Origin of the sequence: Escherichia sp. UTM R2, from assembly GCF_048593455.1 — a bacterium.
Classification (GTDB): domain Bacteria; phylum Pseudomonadota; class Gammaproteobacteria; order Enterobacterales; family Enterobacteriaceae; genus Escherichia; species Escherichia coli.
This window is the reverse complement of sequence record NZ_JBFWDY010000002.1, coordinates 2583021-2604581: the sequence shown is the minus strand read 5'-3', so window position 1 is coordinate 2604581 and position 21561 is coordinate 2583021. Positions and strand designations below refer to the sequence as shown.

The window sequence follows — 21561 nt, the reverse complement described above, 5'->3', positions numbered from 1 at the left end:
TTACTTAGCCCTGAAGCGTGATTTTTTTACATTTTAAGAACAGGATGACCGCTAATCGTCAACTGAGTGCCTTCCCGGGTGTTATTCAGAATGGCATGTGCGCCCAACGGCAGCGTAACCGTGCGTTGTTCATGACCAAAATCGAGGCCGGTAATGAGTGGAATCGACAGGCGGGAACGCAAAAACGCGTACACTGACTCCAGGTTGTAACCTGCGTCATAATCATTGGGCGTGCTGCCGCTAAAGCTACCGAGAATAATCGCCTTCTGACGTGGCAAAATTCCCGCATGATAGAGCTGCAACAGCATACGTTCGACCCGGAAAGGGTGCTCGTTAATATCTTCCAGCACCAGAATACCGTTCTCAATTTTTGGCATCCACGGTGTACCGATCAGTGAAATCAGCATCGCAAGATTGCCTCCCCACAACGTGCCTTCGGCCCGACATGTCGGGCCTTCCCCTTGCCATTCAATGGTGAAGGTTTCATTGCGTAACGCCAGCCAGAAATGGTGCTCGGTAAAGGCGTTCAGTTCATCCGCGCCAAAGTTTGCTACCAGCATGGGGCCGCTAAAGGTGATGACATTGCCATGCGCCAGAAGACCGCACTGAATGGCGGTAAAATCGCTATGTCCGCAAATGAGCAACGGGTCATGTTGTTGGCGAGCCACCAGTGCCTGCCAGTCAATATCTGCCAGTAAACGACTGGCACCGTAACCGCCGCGTACAGCCAGCACGATGGTGTTGGGGGTAGTCAGTCTGGCAAGGGAATTGAGATCTTCCAGACGCTCTGTTTCCGTACCCGCAAAACGCTCACAACGACGGGCAATAACCTCGACGTTATTGACTTGATGCCCCGCGTCGGTAAGGCGCTGGATACCACGCAGCGCGGCGTGCTGTTTAATGCAGTAACCCGATGGGGCAATTAAGTGAAACAGAGACATGGCAATTCCTTGCTGACAACAGAAACGAAATGTATATCATGCCGCTTAGGTGTGCCGTTGTCACCTCAACGGCGATTCCAGGCTATAAGGATAGAAGAAGTGAAATTGAGATGGTTTGCCTTTTTGATTGTGTTATTAGCGGGTTGTTCATCAAAGCATGACTATACGAACCCGCCGTGGAACGCGAAAGTTCCGGTGCAACGTGCGATGCAGTGGATGCCAATAAGCCAGAAAGCCGGTGCAGCCTGGGGCGTCGATCCACAATTGATCACGGCGATTATCGCTATCGAATCGGGTGGTAATCCGAACGCGGTGAGTAAATCGAATGCCATTGGTTTGATGCAGTTAAAAGCTTCAACCTCCGGACGTGATGTTTATCGCCGTATGGGCTGGAGTGGTGAGCCGACGACCAGCGAGCTGAAAAATCCAGAGCGTAATATTTCAATGGGGGCGGCTTACCTGAATATTCTGGAAACCGGCCCGCTGGCAGGCATTGAAGATCCGAAGGTACTGCAATATGCGCTGGTGGTGTCATACGCTAACGGGGCAGGTGCGCTGCTACGGACTTTCTCGTCAGATCGGAAAAAGGCGATCAGCAAAATCAACGATTTGGATGCTGACGAGTTCCTCGAACACGTAGCGCGAAATCACCCTGCGCCGCAGGCTCCGCGCTATATCTACAAACTTGAGCAGGCACTGGACGCGATGTAAATCAGTCGCGCACTTTGTCCGCTTTTTCCCGGGCTTCTCGCTCGAGAGAGAAAATAATCCGCTGTAATTGCCGCTCCACCGTCGGGCTGACGTTAAGAAAACGGAAGCTCAGACGGGGAGTGGTGATGGTTTCATTCTTGCCATCAATCACTTTGCGCTCGCTGATGGAGATTAACTGGGCGTCAAAGTGAAAAACACCCCATTGCCCCATGTTGACTTCAATCTGAGCGAAGCGCATGCCTTCTTGTAATTCGGCAGGCTTTGCTGTTTCCAGTAATGCGCCCATGCCGCCTAACGACAAATCATACAGGCGGAAACGTAACGTACTGTTATCCGCCAGTTTGGTCTGGCAAAAATAAGGCGGATGGAGTGGGGCGGAGATGCGGAAATATCGGCGTCGTTGTACAAACCATAAGGTGGGAGGCGGTACGGTAATAAATGCCGGAAGCTGCAAGTATTCACTCTGCTGTAGTTGTTCAACAGTAAACTCGACTTTCGCACCCTGAGTTTCGGCGGTAATGGTAATGTGCTGTGCCTTTAGCACGGCGATGTTGTCTTCGGCTTGACTGCCGAAATCCAGCACCAGTTTATCCGGGGTTATTGCCAGTAATTTGCTGATCAGCTGCCCGCCATTCCAACTGAGACGCAAAGGAATTGCGGCTTTGTGCAAATCGCGTAACACGCCCAGGACGGCTAACGGATTTTGTTTCAGGAACTGCTCATGGTAATGACTCACGCGGAAAAACTCCTGACTGACAAACTGTCTTTGGTTTATCGGTCACAGTTAACAAAACTTAATACAAATGCGTGAATATTTTTTACATGTTGTTCTTAAATCAGCCGACATACGCCCAGCATCGATCCCGCCCTTGCCTATACTTAGAGCGTTGATGTAAGCATTTCTTGCGTCCGATTCATCGAAACGAGGGCCTGAACATGGGAATTATTGCCTGGATTATTTTTGGCCTGATAGCCGGCATTATCGCCAAGCTAATCATGCCGGGGCGTGATGGTGGTGGATTTTTCCTGACCTGTATTCTCGGGATAGTCGGTGCGGTGGTCGGCGGCTGGCTGGCGACCATGTTTGGCATTGGCGGCTCCATCAGTGGTTTTAATCTGCACAGCTTCCTGGTGGCGGTGGTGGGAGCTATTCTCGTTCTGGGCATATTCCGCCTCCTGCGAAGAGAATAAGATTTTCATAAGGCGGATAGCGATACAGATGCCGCTATCCGCTTTCACATCAGAACGTATACTCGACACCTGCTTTACGGGTGAAAAAAATCAATATAGCACTTCGATATCCGATAAAGTCGGTTCCCGGTAACAACAACAGAATCCTTTTTTAATTATTGTTTCGTTGTTTTTGGTGTGATTCAGAAAATAAATATTTTAGACAGTAGCCAGTCAGGCGTTAAAAATGGGGCGGATAGTGAGGCGGTTTTGGCTGCGCTTATTGAACATTTAGAATTGATCAATCCTTCTGGCAGATTAAGCCAAAATACCCGTTCGGCAATGCTTCAGTTACGCGAAGAGGAATGGTCTGAATTCTTTTTTTGGTTGCTAAATTCTCTGGAGTGTCTGGATTATGTGATTATTAATTTAACTCCAGAAAGCAAAAAAACGTTGATGAGTGAACACCGTAACAATATTCAGGTAGCAATTGATGCTTTATACAGCCAACGTCGGCGTAAATCGCCGGGTGATGAAAGTGAAACACTTACCCGTAGAAATGACGCTATCTTCGGCAACCACGTATGGCAAACATTTGCGCAATACTTCCCGCCAGGACTTGAAAAACCGTCTGTGTAGAAAAAACCATAGCTATGGTGTTATCTGCCGACAACGCCATCCGGAGAAGCCGAATGACGTTGTCGGAGTAAGCGCTGGTTAAGGTGTGGGTTGTGCCTCTTTGGTTGAGGGTTGCGTCGTTGCTGACTTAACGGTCGGACGCGTCGCCGGAACATTGTCACACGGTTGCTCTTTCGGGCAGATCAAATCCAGCATTTTCAGCGTCACGCCATTGGTCCAGCCAAAGCCATCCTGTAATGGATATTCGCCACCGCCGCCCCCCGTTCCGGTGGTGCTGACATCATATTTTTCCACCAGCTTTTTCTCCCGGTCATAGGTGTGCTGAACATTGGTCAGGAAGTGCCAGCTAATGTCCATCGCCACCTCTTTTTGCCCGTAGTTTTGTAATCCTTCTGTCGCGACCCACTGTAACGGTGCCCAGCCATTTGGCGCATCCCATTGTTGCCCACTTTTCACCGACGTGGTGTTCAGGCCGCCGGGTTGCAGCAGATGTGTTTTCGTCGCCGTCGCCATTTTGTTGGCGCGATCTTTCGCTGCCGCATTGACGTACAGCGGGAACAGGGCGGCCGCGGTTAACTGATTGCGCACTTTATGACTTTTCAGGTCGTAATCGGCATACCAGCCTTGTTGATCGTTCCACAGGTATTTTTCGATCCCTTTTTGACGGGCATTTGCCAGCGTTTCGTACTGGTTTGCCATCGCGTTATCTCCGGCAGCTTTGCTGGCGCGGGCGAGGATTTTTTCCATTTTAAACATCAGGCTGTTCAGATCGACCGGTACGATGCTGGTGGTGCGTAAGGTATTTAACTGCTGCGGGTTGTCCATCCAGCGCGAGCTGAAATCCCAGCCAGACGCAGCGGCAGAGCGCAGGTCGCGGTAAATTTCAGTGGCAGGTCGATTCGGATTGCTTTTGGCGGTGGCAATATCTTCCACCCATGACTCTGGTCGTGGCGTATCGCGATCGTCCCAGTAGCGGTTGAGAAGGGTACCATCCTGAAGTTTGACAACGCGTTTTTCCTGTTGTCCGGCTTGCAGGTTTTCAACACCGTCCATCCAGTAAGCATATTCTTTTTGCATTTGCGGCAGGTATTGCTTCAACGCGGCATCGCCTTCATGCTGCGCCAGTAACTCTACCATCAGGGCAAAGAAGGGCGGTTGCGAGCGGCTTAAATAGTAACTGCGGTTGCCGTTGGGAATATGACCGTAAGTGTCTATTTCATGAGCAAAATTGGCCACCATATCCGCGACTTTATCCCAGTGACCGCTTTCGGCAAGTCCTAACATGGTGAAGTAACTGTCCCAGTAATATACCTCGCGAAAGCGTCCGCCCGGCACGACATAAGGTTCCGGCAGCGGTAACAGAGAATCCCATTTTTCGGTGTTTTCGGTAGAACGCGTTAATACCGGCCAAAGTCCGTCAATATGTTCGCGCAGTGACTGCCCCTCTGGCGGAACATATTTCTCGCCTTCTTTCGGCAGGGTGAAATTGACGTTAACGAAATGGCGCAGATCAAATCCGCTCTGGTTTTGCTGCATCCGATAATCAGCAAGGATCATCAGCGGATCGCTGTTCGGCACGGCATCGGCAAAGGTTTTTTGGTCCGGAAAAAGTTTGGCGTTTTGCACATCATTAAACAGCGGCCCTAATAAAATATCAGGCGGCTGTGGTGTTACCGGTGTTTCTTCTGCCTGCACCGATAGCGCAGCGAAACACAAAAAGATACAGGCTGGAATTAACGCCATTTTTTGCGGGCGAGAAGGTGCGGGGGATTTCATCAATCATTCTCCTTTGGCGAAACCGAATAAAACGGTATTCAAGTATCAGAAAACCTTAGTTCAGGATCGCACTAGCTGCATGATCGAAATCTCATTCTGCGAACTGTCAGGCATTTTAGAAAAGGGAATTAAAGGGATAAATAACGGCGAAATAGAGTGATCAAATAACGTCTGTTTATTAGCCAGCCAGCGGCGTTGGGTTCGTGATTAGCGAAGAAAAATCATCATAAATTGGTGAAAAATATAACAGGTAGTTAAAAACCATTAGTGCTGAGTAAATTGCCGGATGACATCAGAACGATGCCATCCGAACAGTGGCTTAACCCTGACGGTTGAAACGTTGCGTTTTAACGTCCAGCGTTAGCGTTTCTTCTGGTTGTATCGCATACAGTTTCTCACCCTGCTGGCAAATCCAGCCAATCCCCAGTTCACGGGCGATTAGGGCGCTGTGGGATACCGGACTTCCGGCGCTAAGGCAGATACCTTTTACAACCGCCGGATCCAGTTGCAGTACTGTGGAAGGATAAATGTTCTCCGCCAGTAGAATAGTTGGCGAGTTAAACTGCGGGAGTTCTTCTTTCGTTTGGGTCAGGTGGACCAGGGTGCGATGCAGAAGATCGTCCACATCAATATAGCGAGCTTGTAGATATTCATCATCCAGTTGCTGGTATTGCTGGCTAAGTTCTTTAAGAACTTGCTGCCAGGCATATTCTGCCGTGCAATGTTCATGCTGAAGGAGTTCGCTTGCCGCCGCCAGCAGTTCCGGATCATCTAACAGTGTATGGTGACCAGAAAAGATTGCGGCAATATCGTCAAGCCCGCTGGCTTCTGCTTTCGCTGTTAACGTCATCAGATCTAATAACGTGAAGTCAATAGCCTGGCGTAATCGATCTTGTTCTTCTTCCACGGTCAGGGTTGATTTTGCCTGTACCGTACATAAAACTGGTTGATAATAAAAGGCTTTACCCGAAACAGGCGGAACGGGACGCAGAGTAGGTGGAGCGACTTCCTCCGTTTCACCAAAGTTATCTTCAGCCAGCTGACGGAAAGCGATCAGTGCCTCTTCAGCTTCTGGCCCTTTCGCAATCAGGCGCAGCGTATCGTTATAGCGAACTTGTAGTAACGCAATCTGGTTAATACTCTCTGGTGTGACGCATTTGCCGTTTTTTTCCAGCAACATATCGGCATTAAATGTCGATAAGGTATAAACCAGCCGGGAGGCCGGACGTACATGCAGGCCGTTACGGTTTTTTATGACCACCGCCAGAGAACGGGCTTCTTCATCGTACGCAGGACATGTGTCAGAGATTTCAGTGTCGGAGGACGGTAAACCCAGTTGTTCACGTTTGGCTTCCAGCGCATGCATGGCGTCAAAGATAACTTTGTCGATATCCGCCCCCGAGGCCGCGCTGACCGTTGCTGCCAGTGTACCTTCGACCAACGGCGCAGCACACAAACGTACTTTTGCGGCGATCTCGGGAGCCAGCAATTCCAGCGCAGTTTCAGCACTCAATAATGCGCTACCCATATCCATCATGACCAGCACATGGTCGGCATCAGCAACAGATTCGATGGCCTCCATCACTTTGACGGCATCGGTACCAATGGGATTTTGTGGATCGTCAATTCCCGCGGCAATGGCGATTTTACAACTATCACTCATTAACATCTGACGGGCTAATTCACCGACACCTTCTCCCAGTCGGCTGCTATGTGAAACTATGACCAGGTTTACCATCACCAATTCCTTACTCTTTTGCGGCTAACGCCAACATTTGCATCATAAACATCACCGAGGTCGCGCCGGGATCCTGGTGACCAATACTGCGTTCACCGAGATAACTGGCGCGGCCTTTGCGGGCTTGCATCGTAATCGTACTTTGTGCAGCGGATTCGGCGATGCTACTGGCAGCTTCGAGCGCCACCGGAACAGAGAGATTTTGCTCGCTGGACTGACGTAACGATTCCACCACCGGCACCCACACATCACACATGGTTTTATCGCCAGGTTCGGCTTTCCCGCGACTGATTACGCCGTCCGCGCCATCGCGGAACATCTGATAAAGCTCTTCCAGTGTCAGGCTTTGCCGTGCCTGGGTCGCCTGTGCGGCGCGGATAAAGAAGGTACCGAACAGCGGACCACTGGCACCACCGACGCTGGAAAGCAGCGTCATACCGGTATTCTTGAGAATGAAACCGATATCTTTATCTGCGATAGCAGGGAGTTTTTCCACCACTTTGCTAAAGCCTCGGTTCATATTTAGCCCGTGGTCAGCATCGCCAATTTCGCGATCCAGTCCGGTAAGATACTCGCTCTCGGTGCTGAAAATATCGCCACAACGAGTGAGCCAGTTAACAATTTGAGTTCTGCTCAGTGACATTGCTTTCTCCTTATTTACCCCAGTTAAGGGCCGGGGTGTGGACCGGGGCGTCCCAGAGTGCCAGCGTTTCGTCATCAACTTTCAGTAAGGTGATTGAGAAACCGGTCATATCCAGTGAGGTGCAGTACGCGCCAATTAAATTACGTTCGATAGTCAATCCCGCTTGCTGGCAACGTGTGGTCAGGCGGTTATAGACGCCGTACAGCTCAGAAAGCGGAGTTGCGCCAAGATTGTTAACCAGCGCAATCACCCGATCGCCAGACTGGAGCGGTTGTTTGGTTTGTTGTTCTTCCTGCCAACTGCCTTGTTGATAATCCCAGAAACGCAAAGTGCGATGGTATGAGCCATTTACCAGCAGGGTGTCGAACATTTCATCGACGGTTTGATCAAGGGAAGAGAAGGGGCGGCGGTCAATACCCGGCTCACCATGAATGCCGACGCCAAACTCCATCTCATTATCCGCCAGGGTAAAAGAAGGTTTGCCCGCGGCAGGAACGGTACAGGCACCGAGAGCGATACCTATTGAGTGGCCTTGATTATTCAGCTTACGCCCCAGTTCCGCACAGGCGTCCAGTGAGTCGCCACGCTCCGCCGCTGCGCCTACGAGTTTTTCAATTAATACGGTGTTGGCAACGCCGCGTCGCCCGGCAGTATAAAGACTGTCTTTTACCGCAACGTCGTCATCAATGACCACAGTGGTCACTTTTACGCCGCTATCGTGCAGTAACTCGGTCGCTGTTTCAAAGTTAAGAATATCGCCGGTGTAATTTTTGATAATCAACAGTACACCTTCGCCGCCATCAACTTGCATGGCGCATTCAAAGATTTTATCGGGCGTCGGTGAGGTGAAAATTTCGCCCGGACAGGCCCCCGAAAGCATCCCCTGACCGATATAACCACAGTGCATCGGCTCGTGTCCGCTGCCGCCACCCGACAGCAGGGCGACTTTTCCTGCAACAGGGGCATCAGCTCGGGTGACATACACCGGATCCTGATGCAGTGTCAGCGATGGATGCGCTTTCGCCAGTCCTGCCAGTTGTTCGTCCAGTACGTCTTGCACATCATTGATCAATTTTTTCATTATTTTGCTCCAGCAATTACGGTAGGGCATGGATGATGTTCAACGACACGGCGACCACTGACTGCCGATGAATCCATTGTGCATCAGGCAAGGGAAAAGAAAATTAGCCCAAATTATGTTTCATAGTGAAACATATGCTTTAATGAATGTTCCATATTGAAACTTTTACGTGTATTAATACTTAAAATTGCGAGCCGGAACACCTTTTGTCATAAGGGATGCGGGATATGAGTGGCGCTTTTAACAACGATGGTCGGGGCATATCTCCCTTAATTGCAACCTCCTGGGAGCGATGCAATAAGCTGATGAAACGGGAGACATGGAACGTACCACATCAGGCCCAGGGCGTGACATTTGCTTCTATTTATCGGCGTAAGAAAGCGATGCTGACGCTCGGGCAGGCTGCGCTGGAAGATGCCTGGGAATATATGGCACCGCGAGAGTGTGCGCTGTTTATCCTCGATGAAACCGCCTGCATTCTCAGCCGTAATGGCGATCCGCAAACCTTGCAGCAGCTAAGTGCACTGGGATTCAATGACGGCACGTATTGCGCCGAGGGAATTATTGGTACTTGTGCGCTATCGTTAGCGGCTATCTCTGGTCAGGCCGTGAAAACGATGGCCGATCAACATTTCAAACAGGCACTCTGGAACTGGGCCTTTTGTGCAACGCCGTTGTTTGACAGCAAGGGCCGATTGACGGGAACAATAGCGCTGGCGTGTCCGGTTGAGCAAACTACCGCAGCTGATTTGCCGTTGACGTTGGCAATCGCCCGCGAGGTCGGAAATTTACTGCTGACGGACAGTTTGCTCGCTGAAACTAACCGTCATTTAAATCAACTTAATGCCCTGTTAGAAAGTATGGATGATGGCGTGATTAGCTGGGACGAGCAGGGTAATTTGCAATTTATTAATGCCCAGGCGGCGCGGGTCTTGCGCCTTGACGCGACGGCAAGTCAGGGACGGGCAATCACTGAACTCTTAACGTTACCCGCCGTATTGCAACAAGCAATAAAACAGGCACATCCGCTCAAACACGTAGAAGCAACCTTTGAAAGCCAGCACCAGTTTATTGATGCGGTGATAACCCTTAAACCGATAATAGAAACGCAGGGAACCAGCTTTATTTTGTTGCTCCATCCTGTGGAACAGATGCGGCAGTTGATGACCAGTCAATTAGGAAAAGTCAGCCATACCTTCGCTCATATGCCACAGGACGATCCGCAAACCCGCCGCTTGATTCATTTTGGTCGCCAGGCGGCGCGCAGTAGCTTTCCTGTCCTGCTTTGTGGAGAAGAGGGCGTGGGCAAGGCACTGCTAAGTCAGGCAATTCATAATGAAAGCGAGCGTGCTGCAGGTCCTTATATCGCCGTCAATTGTGAGTTATATGGTGATGCTGCGCTGGCGGAAGAATTTATTGGTGGCGATCGCACGGACAATGAAAATGGCCGTCTGAGTCGGCTGGAACTGGCACACGGCGGCACGCTGTTTCTTGAAAAGATTGAATATCTGGCGGTGGAGTTACAGTCTGCTTTGCTTCAGGTTATCAAGCAGGGGGTTATCACGCGACTGGATGCGCGGCGTTTAATACCAATTGATGTCAAAGTGATTGCAACAACGACCGCGGACCTCGCAATGCTGGTGGAACAAAATCGTTTTAGTCGCCAGCTGTATTACGCGCTGCATGCATTTGAAATTACCATCCCGCCTCTGCGTATGCGGCGTGGCAGCATTCCGGCGCTGGTGAATAACAAATTACGCAGTCTTGAAAAACGCTTCTCTACGCGGCTGAAAATTGATGACGATGCCCTCGCTCGCCTGGTTTCTTGTGCATGGCCAGGCAACGATTTTGAACTTTACAGCGTCATCGAGAATCTTGCTCTGAGTAGTGATAACGGGCGCATTCGCGTCAGTGATTTGCCGGAACATCTGTTTACCGAGCAGGCGACAGATGATGTCAGCGCCACCCGCCTTTCCACCAGTCTGTCATTTGCGGAAGTTGAAAAAGAGGCAATTATTAACGCAGCCCAGGTCACAGGCGGTCGCATTCAGGAAATGTCGGCTTTACTTGGGATCGGCCGCACTACGCTGTGGCGGAAAATGAAGCAACATGGCATTGATGCAGGGCAGTTTAAGCGCCGGGTATGAAAGACAGAAACGATTTCTGATACATCAGAGTGATCTGTATTTCATTCCGGCGCACGCTAACAATTTTCAGCATCGTTTAAGGGCTTGTCTATCCCGCACTTAAAAGCTGAAGCGATATCCTCCGTTGACTTGCTTCTGATCAAAGAGGTTACCCTGCGTGTAATCCGCTTCGAGATAGAATGTGTGCTGTTTGTTATACTGTGCACTGACTCCCACGCCGTTATTCCAGCCATTACCTTTGAAACTGTACTTCTCCCGGGAGTTGTTCAACAGATATTCGGTATCCCCTGAAAACTCGCGGATAGCGCCAGTCTTCACATAGACATTCAGCTGGCTGTTGCCTGCGGTGATGTCATACCCCAGTATCATGCTGGCACGCCCCAGCAGCGATTCGTAGTGATTCAGATGTATATTGAGGCCATTACTCGCCTTCATAGTCATCTCATTCTGGTGGCTGTATGTAAGCTGGGTTTGCGGCTCTATATAGAACCCATAACCAGTAGGGGACAGGTTGAACCTCTGCCCGGCTTCCAGGGAGATGCTCATTCCATTCGCAGTGCCGTTGGCGTTAACGCCGTTGTTCTGACTGTCCAGTACGTGGAAACTATTTTTCTGGCGCGATGCTTTTATAACGAGATCGCTGTAAAAACCGTTTTGTGCCATGTAACTGGCGTACATTCCCATGTAGTCTGAACGTGCGGTACCGTCGCCTCCGCTATAGTCCGGCGATGCATGTGTTGAGCCAATATACAGACCGACATACAACGGCATTACATCAGAGAGACGTTTATCCCCACCAAACTGGATACCGCTGTAACCCATGTCAAAGCCGCTCAGTTTGCCACTGGCAAAGGAGTCCAGGCTTCCCCCATAACTGCGCAACCAGATATTACCGTCTTTACTCTGATTTCGCAGGTCACCCATCCGTTGCATCAGCGTACGGTTTTCAACATAGTTCAATAAGTAACCGACATTGAGATAATTGCCGCCAGCATCTGCGGTCGTGGTGGGTTTAGGCGTGGGAGCGGGTTCAGGCGTAGGATCGGGGTTGACTATGGGAGGCTGAGCGGGAGCTGGTGTGGGTTCAGGATTAGGAGTCGGTTCCGGAACTGTCCCGGAAGCGTAAAGCTCCCAGTTAGTGCCATTTTTACGCACATCGTACAGATATCCCCCCAACTCAACCTGAGAAGACGCGCTGAACGAGGCCGCGCCGTCAGTGGTTTTTACCACTGTCAGAACTTCATTTCCCGTTGTGGCCTCGCTGCCCTGGTTGCGGATAGCCAATACGTGATTACCAGCACTACTCCCGCTGATATTCAATAAATCCCCTTTATTATTAACGCCATTACCCTCGCCAACAACATCAGCACGCATAATAAAGGTACTGTTACCGCTCAGGTTCTCTACGTTTAATGTGGCAAATGTGCCGGCAGTTGACCCGTGGCTGGCAAAATCGACAGTTGAATGGCTCAGCGCCAGCGTGTCGAGATTAGAATTACTTGTTACGTTCCAGACGCTGTTATTCATTGCAACGTCCAGTTTTCCGCCATTGACATTATCGCTGAGGGAGGAACCTGTCCAAACCGACCCAGGGTGCATATCCAGATTGATTAGCCCACCTTTGGAAAGAACGCTACCGTTGATAAGCATACGACCCGAGGCGTTGATGCGGCTGGCGGCATAACCATCGTCATGTTGCGTTGCGATGGCCATCTGGTCGGGTGTACTCATATCAATGACCAGATCGCTCGTGAGGTCGATCTGGCTGTTGGTCATGGCATAAATTCCCCTGGCTCCTGCCGCGCCGGTGATAGCCAAACTGTCTCCGGTTATTCTACCGCCGCTGAGAGCCCACAAACCCAGCGCCAGACTGCCATTACGATCAACTGTAATATCGGTATTTTGCATGTTGACAACAGCCGTTGCCGTCTGGGCCGAGGCACCATAAGAACCGCCGGAAAAGATGCTGTTTCGTTGCGCTGCCGTGCCAGTAAAATTGATTATCGCGTCTGAACCACTGGTGACGAGGCCACCGCCCTGCGCGGAAGAAATATGGCTATCTGCACCGATAGTGGTTGTACCACCACGAACTTCGACGCCATTGGCCGCGGCTCCAGTTACATCAACAGTGAGTGCATTCGCGCTAACCTGGCCAAAGCTCCAGAGGCCGTGAGCATTATCGCCATTGGTTTTAATGGTACTGTTTGTTCCGAGATCGACAACAGAGTTTTTCTGTACGTTTATCCCCATGGCGCTGTAGCCCTGAACATCGATTGTCAGGTCTGTAGCCGTAAAACGCGCAGCACCATTGGCGTTATTGCCGTTGAGACCACCGATATAAACACCTGTACTTCCATCGGTCGTGATTTTACTTCCGCTTCCAAGATCGACACTGGTGCCATAGTCATTGATGGTTAGGCCTATACCGTTCGAGTTTTCAATGGTGAATTGAGTGGCTGTTAGTGTTGAGCTATGCCCAATAATGATGCCGTCATCGTTACTCTTAATGGTGCTGCCTGTGCCTAAGTCAGCATGGGTATAGTCACCAATTAAGTTAATGCCGATGGCAGAGGTTTGACCAACAACATCTACTGTGAGTCGGTTAGCTGTCAGGGAGCTGTTTTTGCCCTGAATAATGATTCCTTTTGCATATCCAGAGGCGTCGTTGACATTGACGGTGACATCATTACCCAGGTTGATATTGCCAGGCGTGTTTCCTGCTGGGGTCATTACACTATAGAGGTTTCCTGATGGATCGGCGGTATCTCCTGTAATTCTGTCACCATCATTAATAGTAATATTGGTGCCATATTGACTTCCTGTATCAGCAGCTATCAGCAGGGGGGAAATATAATTGCATTCAAACCAATAGCGCCAAATTTTATCAGTTGAATTGAGGGCGAACGGATTTTTAATTCAGCGAGACGATCTGCTTTGGTATTCCCATTGTGTTGTTTGATGCCCATACCACTCCTATATAGTACCCAGACTATGGGTCTATGGATTTTGTCATTTTGTTTAAATCAATGAATAATATCCTCTTATCATCATGATATTTGTATGGTGCAATCATGATGAGCTTCTCAGAGAATAATTCTCTATTACCGGGCAAAATCAGGAACACAGGAATTAATATATATTTAACATCCCCCTTACAAAGGTGAGTTTATATCGAGTTATTCCCTAAGTTGTCGTTACTTATTCCAATTCGTTACTATAAATATGGCAAAAATATTACAACAAACAGCGGTTAAAAAATTTGGTGAAGATTTTTTGTAATAATCCTAATTAGTTATGGGAATTTCGCTTGATGTATCTGCATAACAAAAACAATATGCGCCATTTTTGCATTACTAATAAGAAAAAGCAAAAAACATCGATATTCATTTTTGGTCAATGGGTTTTCTGGCCTATCGTTGTTATTGTGCTACTGGTTATCATTTTCATCTTGCCAGCATATTGGAGCGTGATCAATTTTGATCAGCTGTGAAGGGGGCTGATGTGTAGTGATACAAAAACTTACGTTATATCACTGCTAATGAGATATCCGTCATCTGAACACTTATGTCTTTAATTATTCTCGTGGTTCACTATAGGCAATAAGCACAAAAGTGTAGGATGTTACAAGAATGATTAGGACTCGGTGAAATGAAAAATCCACGCAATTGCGTGGATTTTATATACTTTTGCGCTCTTCATGAGATTTAGCGAAACCTCATGAGACAATAAATTAATTAGACGTTGAAAAGGAAGTTCATCACATCGCCATCTTTCACGATGTAATCTTTACCTTCTGCACGCATTTTGCCTGCTTCTTTCGCGCCTTGTTCACCTTTGTAAGTGATGAAATCTTCAAACGAGATGGTTTGTGCACGGATAAAGCCTTTTTCAAAATCAGTATGGATTTTGCCCGCTGCCTGCGGCGCGGTTGCTCCAACCGGAATGGTCCATGCACGCACTTCTTTCACCCCAGCGGTGAAGTAAGTTTGCAGGTTCAGCAGTTTATAACCGGCACGGATCACACGGTTCAGGCCCGGCTCTTCCAGCCCAAGCTCCTGCATAAACTCGTCACGTTCTTCGTCGTCCAGTTCGGCAATGTCTGCTTCAACAGCAGCACAAACCGGAACCACAACAGAACCTTCTTTCGCCGCGATTTCACGCACCTGGTCAAGATATGGGTTGTTTTCAAAACCGTCTTCGTTGACGTTGGCGATGTACATTGTTGGTTTCAGCGTCAGGAAGCTCAGGTAACGAATAGCCGCTTTCTCTTCAGCGCTTAAATCCAGCGCGCGCAGCATACCTGCATTTTCCAACTGGGGCAGGCATTTTTCCAGGACCGCCAGCTCAGCTTTCGCGTCTTTATCGCCACCTTTGGCTTTCTTCTGTACGCGATGAATCGCACGTTCGCAGGTGTCGAGGTCTGCCAGCGCCAGTTCGGTGTTGATAACTTCAATATCGTCAGCCGGGTTAACTTTGCCGGAAACGTGAATGATGTTGTCATTTTCAAAGCAGCGAACAACGTGACCGATCGCTTCGGTTTCACGGATGTTGGTCAGGAACTGGTTACCCAGACCTTCGCCTTTCGATGCGCCTTTTACCAGACCGGCGATATCGACAAATTCCATGGTCGTGGGAAGCGTACGCTGCGGTTTTACGATTTCAGCCAGTTGATCCAGGCGAGGATCAGGCATTGGTACGACGCCTGTGTTCGGCTCAATGGTGCAGAATGGAAAGTTGGCCGCTTCAATACCGGCTTTGGTCAGCGCGTTGAACAGGGTAGATTTCCCGACGTTGGGCAAACCGACGATACCGCATTTGAATCCCATGATTTAAATCACCTTAATATCTTAATAATCAACCTGTTATTGCTAACAGATTGCAGAAATGGAAATAACTTTGCCTATTATACACGGCACTCGGCAAAAATGCCGCAGACAACGACTTATTGCGCTTTAAAGGCGTGCAATCGGTTCGTTGCTTTGGTCAAGCCATCTGTAAACCACATTTCAGTACAACGCGCCGCTTCGTCAATGGCTTCATCAATTAACTTCTGTTCACTAACAGGCGGTTTGCCTAACACAAAACCGACAACTTTATTTTTATCGCCCGGATGACCGATTCCGATGCGTAAACGGTGAAAGTTAGGGTTATTACCCAATTTACTGATGATGTCTTTCAGTCCATTGTGACCACCATGGCCACCGCCCAATTTAAATTTGGCGACGCCAGGAGGCAGATCCAGTTCGTCGTGGGCCACCAGAATTTCGTCCGGATTAATGCGGAAAAAACTGGCCATCGCCGCAACGGCTTTGCCGCTGAGATTCATAAATGTAGTCGGGACTAACAGGCGGACATCTTCGCCTCCAAGAGTGACTCGCGAAGTATAACCAAAGAATTTAGCCTCTTCGCGCAGCGGAGCGCGCAAACGCTCTGCCAGTAAGTCAACGAACCAGGCACCAGCATTATGTCGCGTTGCGGCGTATTCAGCACCGGGGTTCGCCAGGCCGACAATCAATTTAATCGTCACGTTTTTTTGTCCTGAGTGTGTACATAACTGGCGCGTAGTTTACTGGTTGCGGCCCCGCTTGACAAAAAACTGCGTATCAAATGCAGATAACGTAATAATTGCCTGAGTGGACTATTAGAAAGTCAAGGTGTTCAGGCGTTTATTTGTAAAGTTTTGTTGAAATAAGGGTTGTAATTGTGATCACGCCCGCACATAACCCACTGGGTGTTGTCTATACTTTACACATAAGGAAGAGGGGTATTCCCTGTTACAACCCAGAAAGTTCCGGAGGTGACATATGAAACGCAAAAACGCTTCGTTACTCGGTAACGTGCTCATGGGGTTGGGTCTGGTGGTAATGGTGGTCGGCGTGGGGTATTCAATCCTCAACCAGTTACCACAGTTTAATATGCCCCAGTATTTCGCACATGGTGCAGTGCTAAGTATTTTCGTCGGTGCCATTCTCTGGCTGGCGGGTGCCCGTGTTGGCGGGCATGAACAGGTGTGCGACCGTTACTGGTGGGTTCGTCACTATGACAAACGTTGCCGCCGTAGCGATAATCGCCGTCATAGCTAACAAATAATGCAGTTTGCTGACCAGTCAGTTTGCGCTGACTGGTCAATCTCGTACTTATAAATCCGCCATCGCCGCGCGACGATTCGGGAAGAACGCGAGGCGTCCCGGGATCGGTTGAATGCCTGCGCGAGCCATAGTGCGCAGTGGCTGGAATTCCACGTTGCACACGCGCAGTTCACATCCTTCGGGCAGACGCTTCACAAAACGCTGGAACGCATCAAGACCACCAGCATCAAGTACCGGAACGGCATCCCACTTCAGAATCACAATCCGTTTGCCTTCAAGACGTGACTCCAGGTCCGTGAACAAGCCTTCAGCAGCAGCAAAAAACAGCGGGCCAATAACGCGCAGTACCAGAACATCGTCTGGAACATCTACGACTACCGGTGCCAGGCGAGTCATACGTGCGATACGACGCATAAACAGCAGCGATGCCAGCACGATCCCCACGCTGATGGCAATAACCATATCAAACAGCACGGTCAGCGACATGCACAGCAGCATGACAATGATGTCATCTTTCGGTGCATGACGCAGCAAGTCGACCACTTTATGCGCTTCACTCATGTTCCACGCCACCATCAACAGCAGGGCTGCCATAGCGGAAAGCGGCAGCCAGGAGAGCAGCGGTGCCAGTACCAGCAGGGCAAGAATAACCAGAATAGAGTGGATCACCGCCGAGATAGGGGAAGTTGCCCCGGCACGGACGTTAGCGGCAGAACGCGCGATGGCAGCTGTAGCGGTAATACCACCAAAGAACGGAGCGATAATATTCCCCAGTCCCTGTCCAACCAGTTCGCTGTTCGCCTTGTGTTTCGTCCCGGTCATACCATCCAGTACCACGGCGCAGAGCAGAGATTCGATTGCGCCGAGCATTGCCATTGAGAATGCCGCAGGCAGCAGTGTGCGAATAGAATCCCAGGTTAGCGTGAATTCTGAATTAGGCAGATCCCACGGCAGCACCAGTTGCGGCAGCAGTTGCGGAATACCGTTACCCTGAGAACCATCGGCCAGGACGTAGTGGAATTGCGAACCGATGGTAGCAACATGTCCGCCGAGCAGGTTAACAATCCCCATCACCGCGCAACCAGCCAGCAAGGCCGGAAGGTGACCGGGTAAACGAATGCCCAGACGCGGCCAAAAAACAAGAATACCTAGCGTCACAATGCCAATGGCAGCATCACCCACATTAATGGTCGGCAGCGCCATAAATAATGCGCCGACTTTTTGTAGATAATGTTCCGGGACATGGGCCATTTGCAGACCGAGAAAATCTTTAATCTGCATGGTACCGATGGTGATCCCGATACCCGAGGTGAAACCTAAGGTGACGGAAACCGGAATATACTCAATCAGGCGACCAAAGCGTGCCAGACCCATCAGAATCAAAAAGATCCCCGACAGCAAGGTCGCAACCAGCAGTCCTGCCAGTCCAAACTGTTGCGACACGGGATAGAGAATTACCACAAATGCCGCAGTCGGACCGGAAACGCTAAAGCGTGACCCACCCGTCAGAGCAATGACAATCCCCGCAACAGCTGCGGTATATAAACCGTACTGGGGTGCCACACCACTACCAATAGCCAACGCCATCGCCAGCGGGATAGCAATAATCCCGACGGTTATCCCGGCAATCAGGTCACGGGTAAACCGTGCGGCAGTATATTTTTCTTTCCAGCAAGCGTCGATCAGAGCGCGGAAAGGCATCACATGTGAGGAAAATATTTTGTTCACAATAATGTTTCATCCGTGAGCGCATCATCTGTCAACTAAATGGCAGGTGAAGGAGGCATAGGTCATACAAATGGATATTACAGACAAAAAAACCCGCCGCAGCGGGTCTTTGAGCCGGGTTCGATTAGTGTTCGAACATGGCAGAGATCGATTCTTCGTTGCTGATACGACGAATCGCTTCGGCCAGCATACCTGACAGGGTCAGAGTACGCACGTTCGGCAGTGATTTGATTTCATCGCTCAGCGGAATGGTATCGCAGACAACGACTTCATCAATTACAGAGTTACGCAGGTTGTTCGCCGCGTTGCCAGAGAAGATCGGGTGAGTCGCGTACGCAAATACACGTTTAGCACCACGTTCTTTCAGAGCTTCAGCAGCTTTACACAGCGTACCGCCAGTGTCGATCATATCATCGACCAGTACGCAGTCACGACCTGCAACGTCACCGATGATATGCATCACCTGTGAAACGTTCGCACGCGGACGACGTTTGTCGATGATTGCCATATCGGTATCGTTCAGCAGCTTAGCGATAGCGCGGGCACGCACAACGCCGCCGATGTCCGGAGAAACCACAATTGGGTTATCCAGATTCAGCTGCAGCATGTCTTCCAGCAGGATCGGGCTACCAAATACGTTATCAACCGGAACGTCGAAGAAACCCTGAATCTGTTCAGCGTGCAGATCCACTGTCAGCACACGGTCAACACCGACGCTGGAGAGGAAGTCTGCAACCACTTTCGCAGTGATTGGTACACGAGCGGAACGGACGCGACGGTCCTGGCGCGCATAGCCAAAGTAGGGGATAACAGCGGTGATACGACCTGCGGAAGCACGACGCAGGGCATCAACCATAACGACTAATTCCATCAGGTTGTCGTTAGTAGGGGCACAAGTGGACTGGATGATGAAAATATCACCACCGCGTACATTTTCATTAATTTGTACGCTGACTTCGCCATCGCTAAAGCGACCTACAGCGGCGTCGCCGAGTGAAGTGTACAGGCGGTTGGCAATACGTTGTGCTAGTTCCGGGGTGGCGTTACCAGCAAAAAGCTTCATATCAGGCACGAGAAGAACCTCAGGCATGCGTCCATTGGTGGAAAGAATCTGCCGAAAACTGTGCGGGCCAGGCATGATCCTTTCCAGGCGGTGTATTAAAGAGCGCGATGCAACGTCTGGAACAAGGTGACGTTGTCACCGAAACTCAGCTTGCCCGGCTTAAAGCATGGCTCTGTGCAATGGGGAAAGATTAACGCCTTTCGCCACAAAGCCATTGAGCCATTCCGGGGCTTGCTCTAGCACCTGGCGGGCTTCAGACTCTGTATCAAATTCAGCAAAGACACAGGCCCCTGTCCCAGTCAGGCGCGACGGGGCGTATTCTAACAGCCAGGAAAGCACCGCATCAACCTCGCGAAAACGTTTTCTTGCGATAACCTCGCAATCATTGCTGAATTCACATTTTAGCAACGTTTCTATTGACCTTTTTGGCGTATTGCGCGGGAGTTCAGGATCTTTAAAAATCACCGGAGTCGGAATACTTACACCAGGGTGCGCCACCAGATACCACTTCTCTGGCGGATCCACCGGCGTTAGTATTTCACCAACGCCTTCGGCAAACGCGGCATGCCCCCGAACAAAGACAGGAACATCTGCGCCCAGCGTCAGCCCCATTTCCGCCAGCTCATCCATGCTTAGCCCGCATTGCCAGAGATGATTTAATGCCACCAGGACCGTCGCGGCATTGGATGAACCACCGCCGAGACCGCCGCCCATCGGCAAACGCTTATCAATGCTGATATCCGCACCGCTTCCCGTCGGAAGACGCCCGCTGTCTGCCGCAGTTTTCATCAACAACCGCGCTGCGCGAACGATCAGGTTATCTTCATGTTCCACGCCTTCAACGGGCGTTAACAGACGAATATCCCCATCGTCACGAAGCTCAATGCTGATGGTGTCGCCGTAATCAAGAAACTGAAACAGCGTTTGCAGCGTGTGGTAACCATCCGCACGCTGACCGGTAATGTATAAAAACAGATTAAGTTTTGCCGGAGAGGGCCACTGTGTCCGCATTATTTCACTATCCAGTTATCCATTTTTAACTTGATGCGTTGACCACCGTCGGTGAGTTCCATATTGGCTGGCATCGCAGGTTGCGTTTTGGTGTCATAACCACCATAAACAACCTTCCAGTTTTTGCCATTCTGGCTGTAGGTAATTTCGCTCAGGCGGTACTGGTCGTCCAGTTTGTAGTCGGTTGCATCACCCGGTAAACCTAAAATCCACTGGCGCAAGCTGTTGAGCGGAATTGGCATTCCGGTCAATTTGCCAATCATCTCTTCGGCGTCATCGGCGGTATAACGCTGACCTTTATTGTCGACTAACTGCACGTTACCCGGTTGAGCATTCAGCTCCAGTTCCGTGCTGCCCAATGGGTTAGTGAGCAGCAGACGGTAGCGATCCTGGCCGGTTTGCTGCCAGAAAAAGCGGGCGTACACTTTTTGTTGGTCAGAAATATAAGCGAACGCGCCGCGAGTCTGATACTGATTAAGATTGCGCACGTCTTGCTGATGCTGACGCCATTGTGGCGAATCCGGGCTTTTGCCAGGACCTTTGGGCGTGGTAACGGAACAGGCAGTGAGCACAAGAGCAGCCAGCGGTAGCAGGCGGATAAGACGAAAATCGGGCAGGGGCATAGTGATGACAAGTCCTTGAGATACGTTGCAGTTATAACCCTTAATGCTAGCGTTACCGTCCGCTATCGTCTATGTTCAAGTTGTCTTAATTGCCAGAATCTAACGGCTTTCGGCAATTACTCCAAAAGGGGGCGCTCTCTTTTATTGATCTTACGCATCCTGTATGATGCAAGCAGACTAACCCTATCAACGTTGGTATTA

The 21561-nt window shown here is 50.1% G+C and carries 17 protein-coding genes and 1 pseudogene; 5 read left to right on the top strand and 13 right to left on the bottom strand.

Translation table 11 applies throughout. The features are described 5' to 3' along the window. Window positions 1-26: 26 nt before the first annotated feature. The gene (ldcA, locus tag AB4H76_RS13445; RefSeq protein WP_000051560.1) at window positions 27-941 is read right to left on the bottom strand and encodes a muramoyltetrapeptide carboxypeptidase; all 915 of its coding nucleotides are present in this window, start codon (window positions 939-941) and stop codon (window positions 27-29) included. 99 nt (window positions 942-1040) lie between these two features. On the opposite strand from ldcA, the gene emtA reads away from it, so the two are divergent. Beyond that, window positions 1041-1652 (top strand): membrane-bound lytic murein transglycosylase EmtA, encoded by a 612-nt coding sequence (gene emtA, locus AB4H76_RS13440; protein WP_001301104.1) that lies wholly within the window; start codon window positions 1041-1043, stop codon window positions 1650-1652. A gap of 1 nt (window position 1653) precedes the next feature. On the opposite strand, the gene ycgR is transcribed toward emtA, so the two are convergent. Then, window positions 1654-2388 carry a flagellar brake protein YcgR gene (gene ycgR / locus AB4H76_RS13435; RefSeq protein ID WP_000020169.1) on the bottom strand — a complete coding sequence of 245 codons (735 nt, stop codon included), beginning with the start codon at window positions 2386-2388 and terminating at the stop codon, window positions 1654-1656. Window positions 2389-2588: 200 nt separating this feature from the next. Between ycgR and AB4H76_RS13430 the strand changes: the two genes are divergently transcribed. Then, window positions 2589-2843, top strand: coding sequence for a GlsB/YeaQ/YmgE family stress response membrane protein (locus tag AB4H76_RS13430; protein ID WP_000511313.1), 255 nt, complete (start codon window positions 2589-2591; stop codon window positions 2841-2843). Between the two features lie 177 nt (window positions 2844-3020). Continuing rightward, window positions 3021-3461 carry a protein YcgY gene (ycgY, locus tag AB4H76_RS13425; protein WP_000615067.1) on the top strand — a complete coding sequence of 147 codons (441 nt, stop codon included), beginning with the start codon at window positions 3021-3023 and terminating at the stop codon, window positions 3459-3461. Window positions 3462-3539: 78 nt separating this feature from the next. Here ycgY and treA read toward each other — a convergent pair whose 3' ends face one another. From treA to dhaK, 4 genes are all read right to left on the bottom strand, one after another. Continuing rightward, a complete protein-coding gene (gene treA / locus AB4H76_RS13420) occupies window positions 3540-5237 on the bottom strand; it encodes an alpha,alpha-trehalase (protein ID WP_000841714.1) in 1698 nt (565 codons plus the stop codon). A 319-nt stretch (window positions 5238-5556) separates the two neighbouring features. Beyond that, window positions 5557-6975 (bottom strand): dihydroxyacetone kinase phosphoryl donor subunit DhaM, encoded by a 1419-nt coding sequence (gene dhaM / locus AB4H76_RS13415; protein ID WP_001301101.1) that lies wholly within the window; start codon window positions 6973-6975, stop codon window positions 5557-5559. 10 nt (window positions 6976-6985) lie between these two features. Next, window positions 6986-7618 (bottom strand): dihydroxyacetone kinase subunit DhaL, encoded by a 633-nt coding sequence (gene dhaL, locus AB4H76_RS13410; protein WP_000059411.1) that lies wholly within the window; start codon window positions 7616-7618, stop codon window positions 6986-6988. Window positions 7619-7628: 10 nt separating this feature from the next. After that, on the bottom strand, window positions 7629-8699 hold the full coding sequence (gene dhaK, locus AB4H76_RS13405) for a dihydroxyacetone kinase subunit DhaK (protein WP_000733715.1): 1071 nt from the start codon (window positions 8697-8699) through the stop codon (window positions 7629-7631). A gap of 227 nt (window positions 8700-8926) precedes the next feature. On the opposite strand from dhaK, the gene dhaR reads away from it, so the two are divergent. Further along, on the top strand, window positions 8927-10846 hold the full coding sequence (gene dhaR, locus AB4H76_RS13400) for a dihydroxyacetone kinase operon transcriptional regulator DhaR (RefSeq protein ID WP_001295618.1): 1920 nt from the start codon (window positions 8927-8929) through the stop codon (window positions 10844-10846). 99 nt (window positions 10847-10945) lie between these two features. Here the strand turns inward: dhaR and AB4H76_RS13395 are convergent. From AB4H76_RS13395 to pth, 3 genes and pseudogenes are all read right to left on the bottom strand, one after another. Beyond that, a pseudogene (locus AB4H76_RS13395) lies at window positions 10946-13812 on the bottom strand (autotransporter outer membrane beta-barrel domain-containing protein). A 768-nt stretch (window positions 13813-14580) separates the two neighbouring features. Beyond that, entirely contained in the window at window positions 14581-15672 is a 1092-nt protein-coding gene (gene ychF, locus AB4H76_RS13390; RefSeq protein WP_000505866.1) for a redox-regulated ATPase YchF, read from the bottom strand. Window positions 15673-15788: 116 nt separating this feature from the next. After that, on the bottom strand, window positions 15789-16373 hold the full coding sequence (gene pth, locus AB4H76_RS13385) for an aminoacyl-tRNA hydrolase (protein WP_000152933.1): 585 nt from the start codon (window positions 16371-16373) through the stop codon (window positions 15789-15791). A 277-nt stretch (window positions 16374-16650) separates the two neighbouring features. Here pth and ychH point away from each other — a divergent pair, with 277 nt between their 5' ends. Beyond that, a complete protein-coding gene (ychH, locus tag AB4H76_RS13380; RefSeq protein ID WP_000823885.1) occupies window positions 16651-16929 on the top strand; it encodes a stress-induced protein YchH in 279 nt (92 codons plus the stop codon). Between the two features lie 54 nt (window positions 16930-16983). Here the strand turns inward: ychH and dauA are convergent, their stop codons facing one another. The 4 genes from dauA to lolB form a co-directional block, all read right to left on the bottom strand. Then, window positions 16984-18663 carry a C4-dicarboxylic acid transporter DauA gene (gene dauA, locus AB4H76_RS13375; RefSeq protein ID WP_001033352.1) on the bottom strand — a complete coding sequence of 560 codons (1680 nt, stop codon included), beginning with the start codon at window positions 18661-18663 and terminating at the stop codon, window positions 16984-16986. A 124-nt stretch (window positions 18664-18787) separates the two neighbouring features. Beyond that, complete coding sequence (prs, locus tag AB4H76_RS13370; protein WP_001298109.1) at window positions 18788-19735, bottom strand: ribose-phosphate diphosphokinase; 948 nt, start codon at window positions 19733-19735, stop codon at window positions 18788-18790. Between the two features lie 150 nt (window positions 19736-19885). Then, window positions 19886-20737: a 4-(cytidine 5'-diphospho)-2-C-methyl-D-erythritol kinase gene (ispE, locus tag AB4H76_RS13365; RefSeq protein WP_001260323.1), complete on the bottom strand. Its 852-nt coding sequence runs from the start codon at window positions 20735-20737 to the stop codon at window positions 19886-19888. Further along, window positions 20737-21360, bottom strand: a complete 624-nt coding sequence (gene lolB, locus AB4H76_RS13360; RefSeq protein WP_001130692.1) for a lipoprotein insertase outer membrane protein LolB — start codon at window positions 21358-21360, stop codon at window positions 20737-20739. The genes ispE and lolB overlap by 1 nt, the downstream gene beginning before the upstream one ends. Window positions 21361-21561: the final 201 nt, after the last annotated feature.

Excerpts from the sequence above, each read along its gene's own strand:
- ldcA (WP_000051560.1), bottom strand. The coding sequence starts at position 941 with ATGTCTCTGTTTCACTTAATTGCCCCATCGGGTTACTGCATTAAACAG.
- AB4H76_RS13430 (WP_000511313.1), top strand. The coding sequence starts at position 2,589 with ATGGGAATTATTGCCTGGATTATTTTTGGCCTGATAGCCGGCATTATC.
- treA (WP_000841714.1), bottom strand. The coding sequence starts at position 5,237 with ATGAAATCCCCCGCACCTTCTCGCCCGCAAAAAATGGCGTTAATTCCA.
- dhaM (WP_001301101.1), bottom strand. The coding sequence starts at position 6,975 with ATGGTAAACCTGGTCATAGTTTCACATAGCAGCCGACTGGGAGAAGGT.
- dhaL (WP_000059411.1), bottom strand. The coding sequence starts at position 7,618 with ATGTCACTGAGCAGAACTCAAATTGTTAACTGGCTCACTCGTTGTGGC.
- dhaK (WP_000733715.1), bottom strand. The coding sequence starts at position 8,699 with ATGAAAAAATTGATCAATGATGTGCAAGACGTACTGGACGAACAACTG.
- dhaR (WP_001295618.1), top strand. The coding sequence starts at position 8,927 with ATGAGTGGCGCTTTTAACAACGATGGTCGGGGCATATCTCCCTTAATT.
- ychF (WP_000505866.1), bottom strand. The coding sequence starts at position 15,672 with ATGGGATTCAAATGCGGTATCGTCGGTTTGCCCAACGTCGGGAAATCT.
- ychH (WP_000823885.1), top strand. The coding sequence starts at position 16,651 with ATGAAACGCAAAAACGCTTCGTTACTCGGTAACGTGCTCATGGGGTTG.
- ispE (WP_001260323.1), bottom strand. The coding sequence starts at position 20,737 with ATGCGGACACAGTGGCCCTCTCCGGCAAAACTTAATCTGTTTTTATAC.
- lolB (WP_001130692.1), bottom strand. The coding sequence starts at position 21,360 with ATGCCCCTGCCCGATTTTCGTCTTATCCGCCTGCTACCGCTGGCTGCT.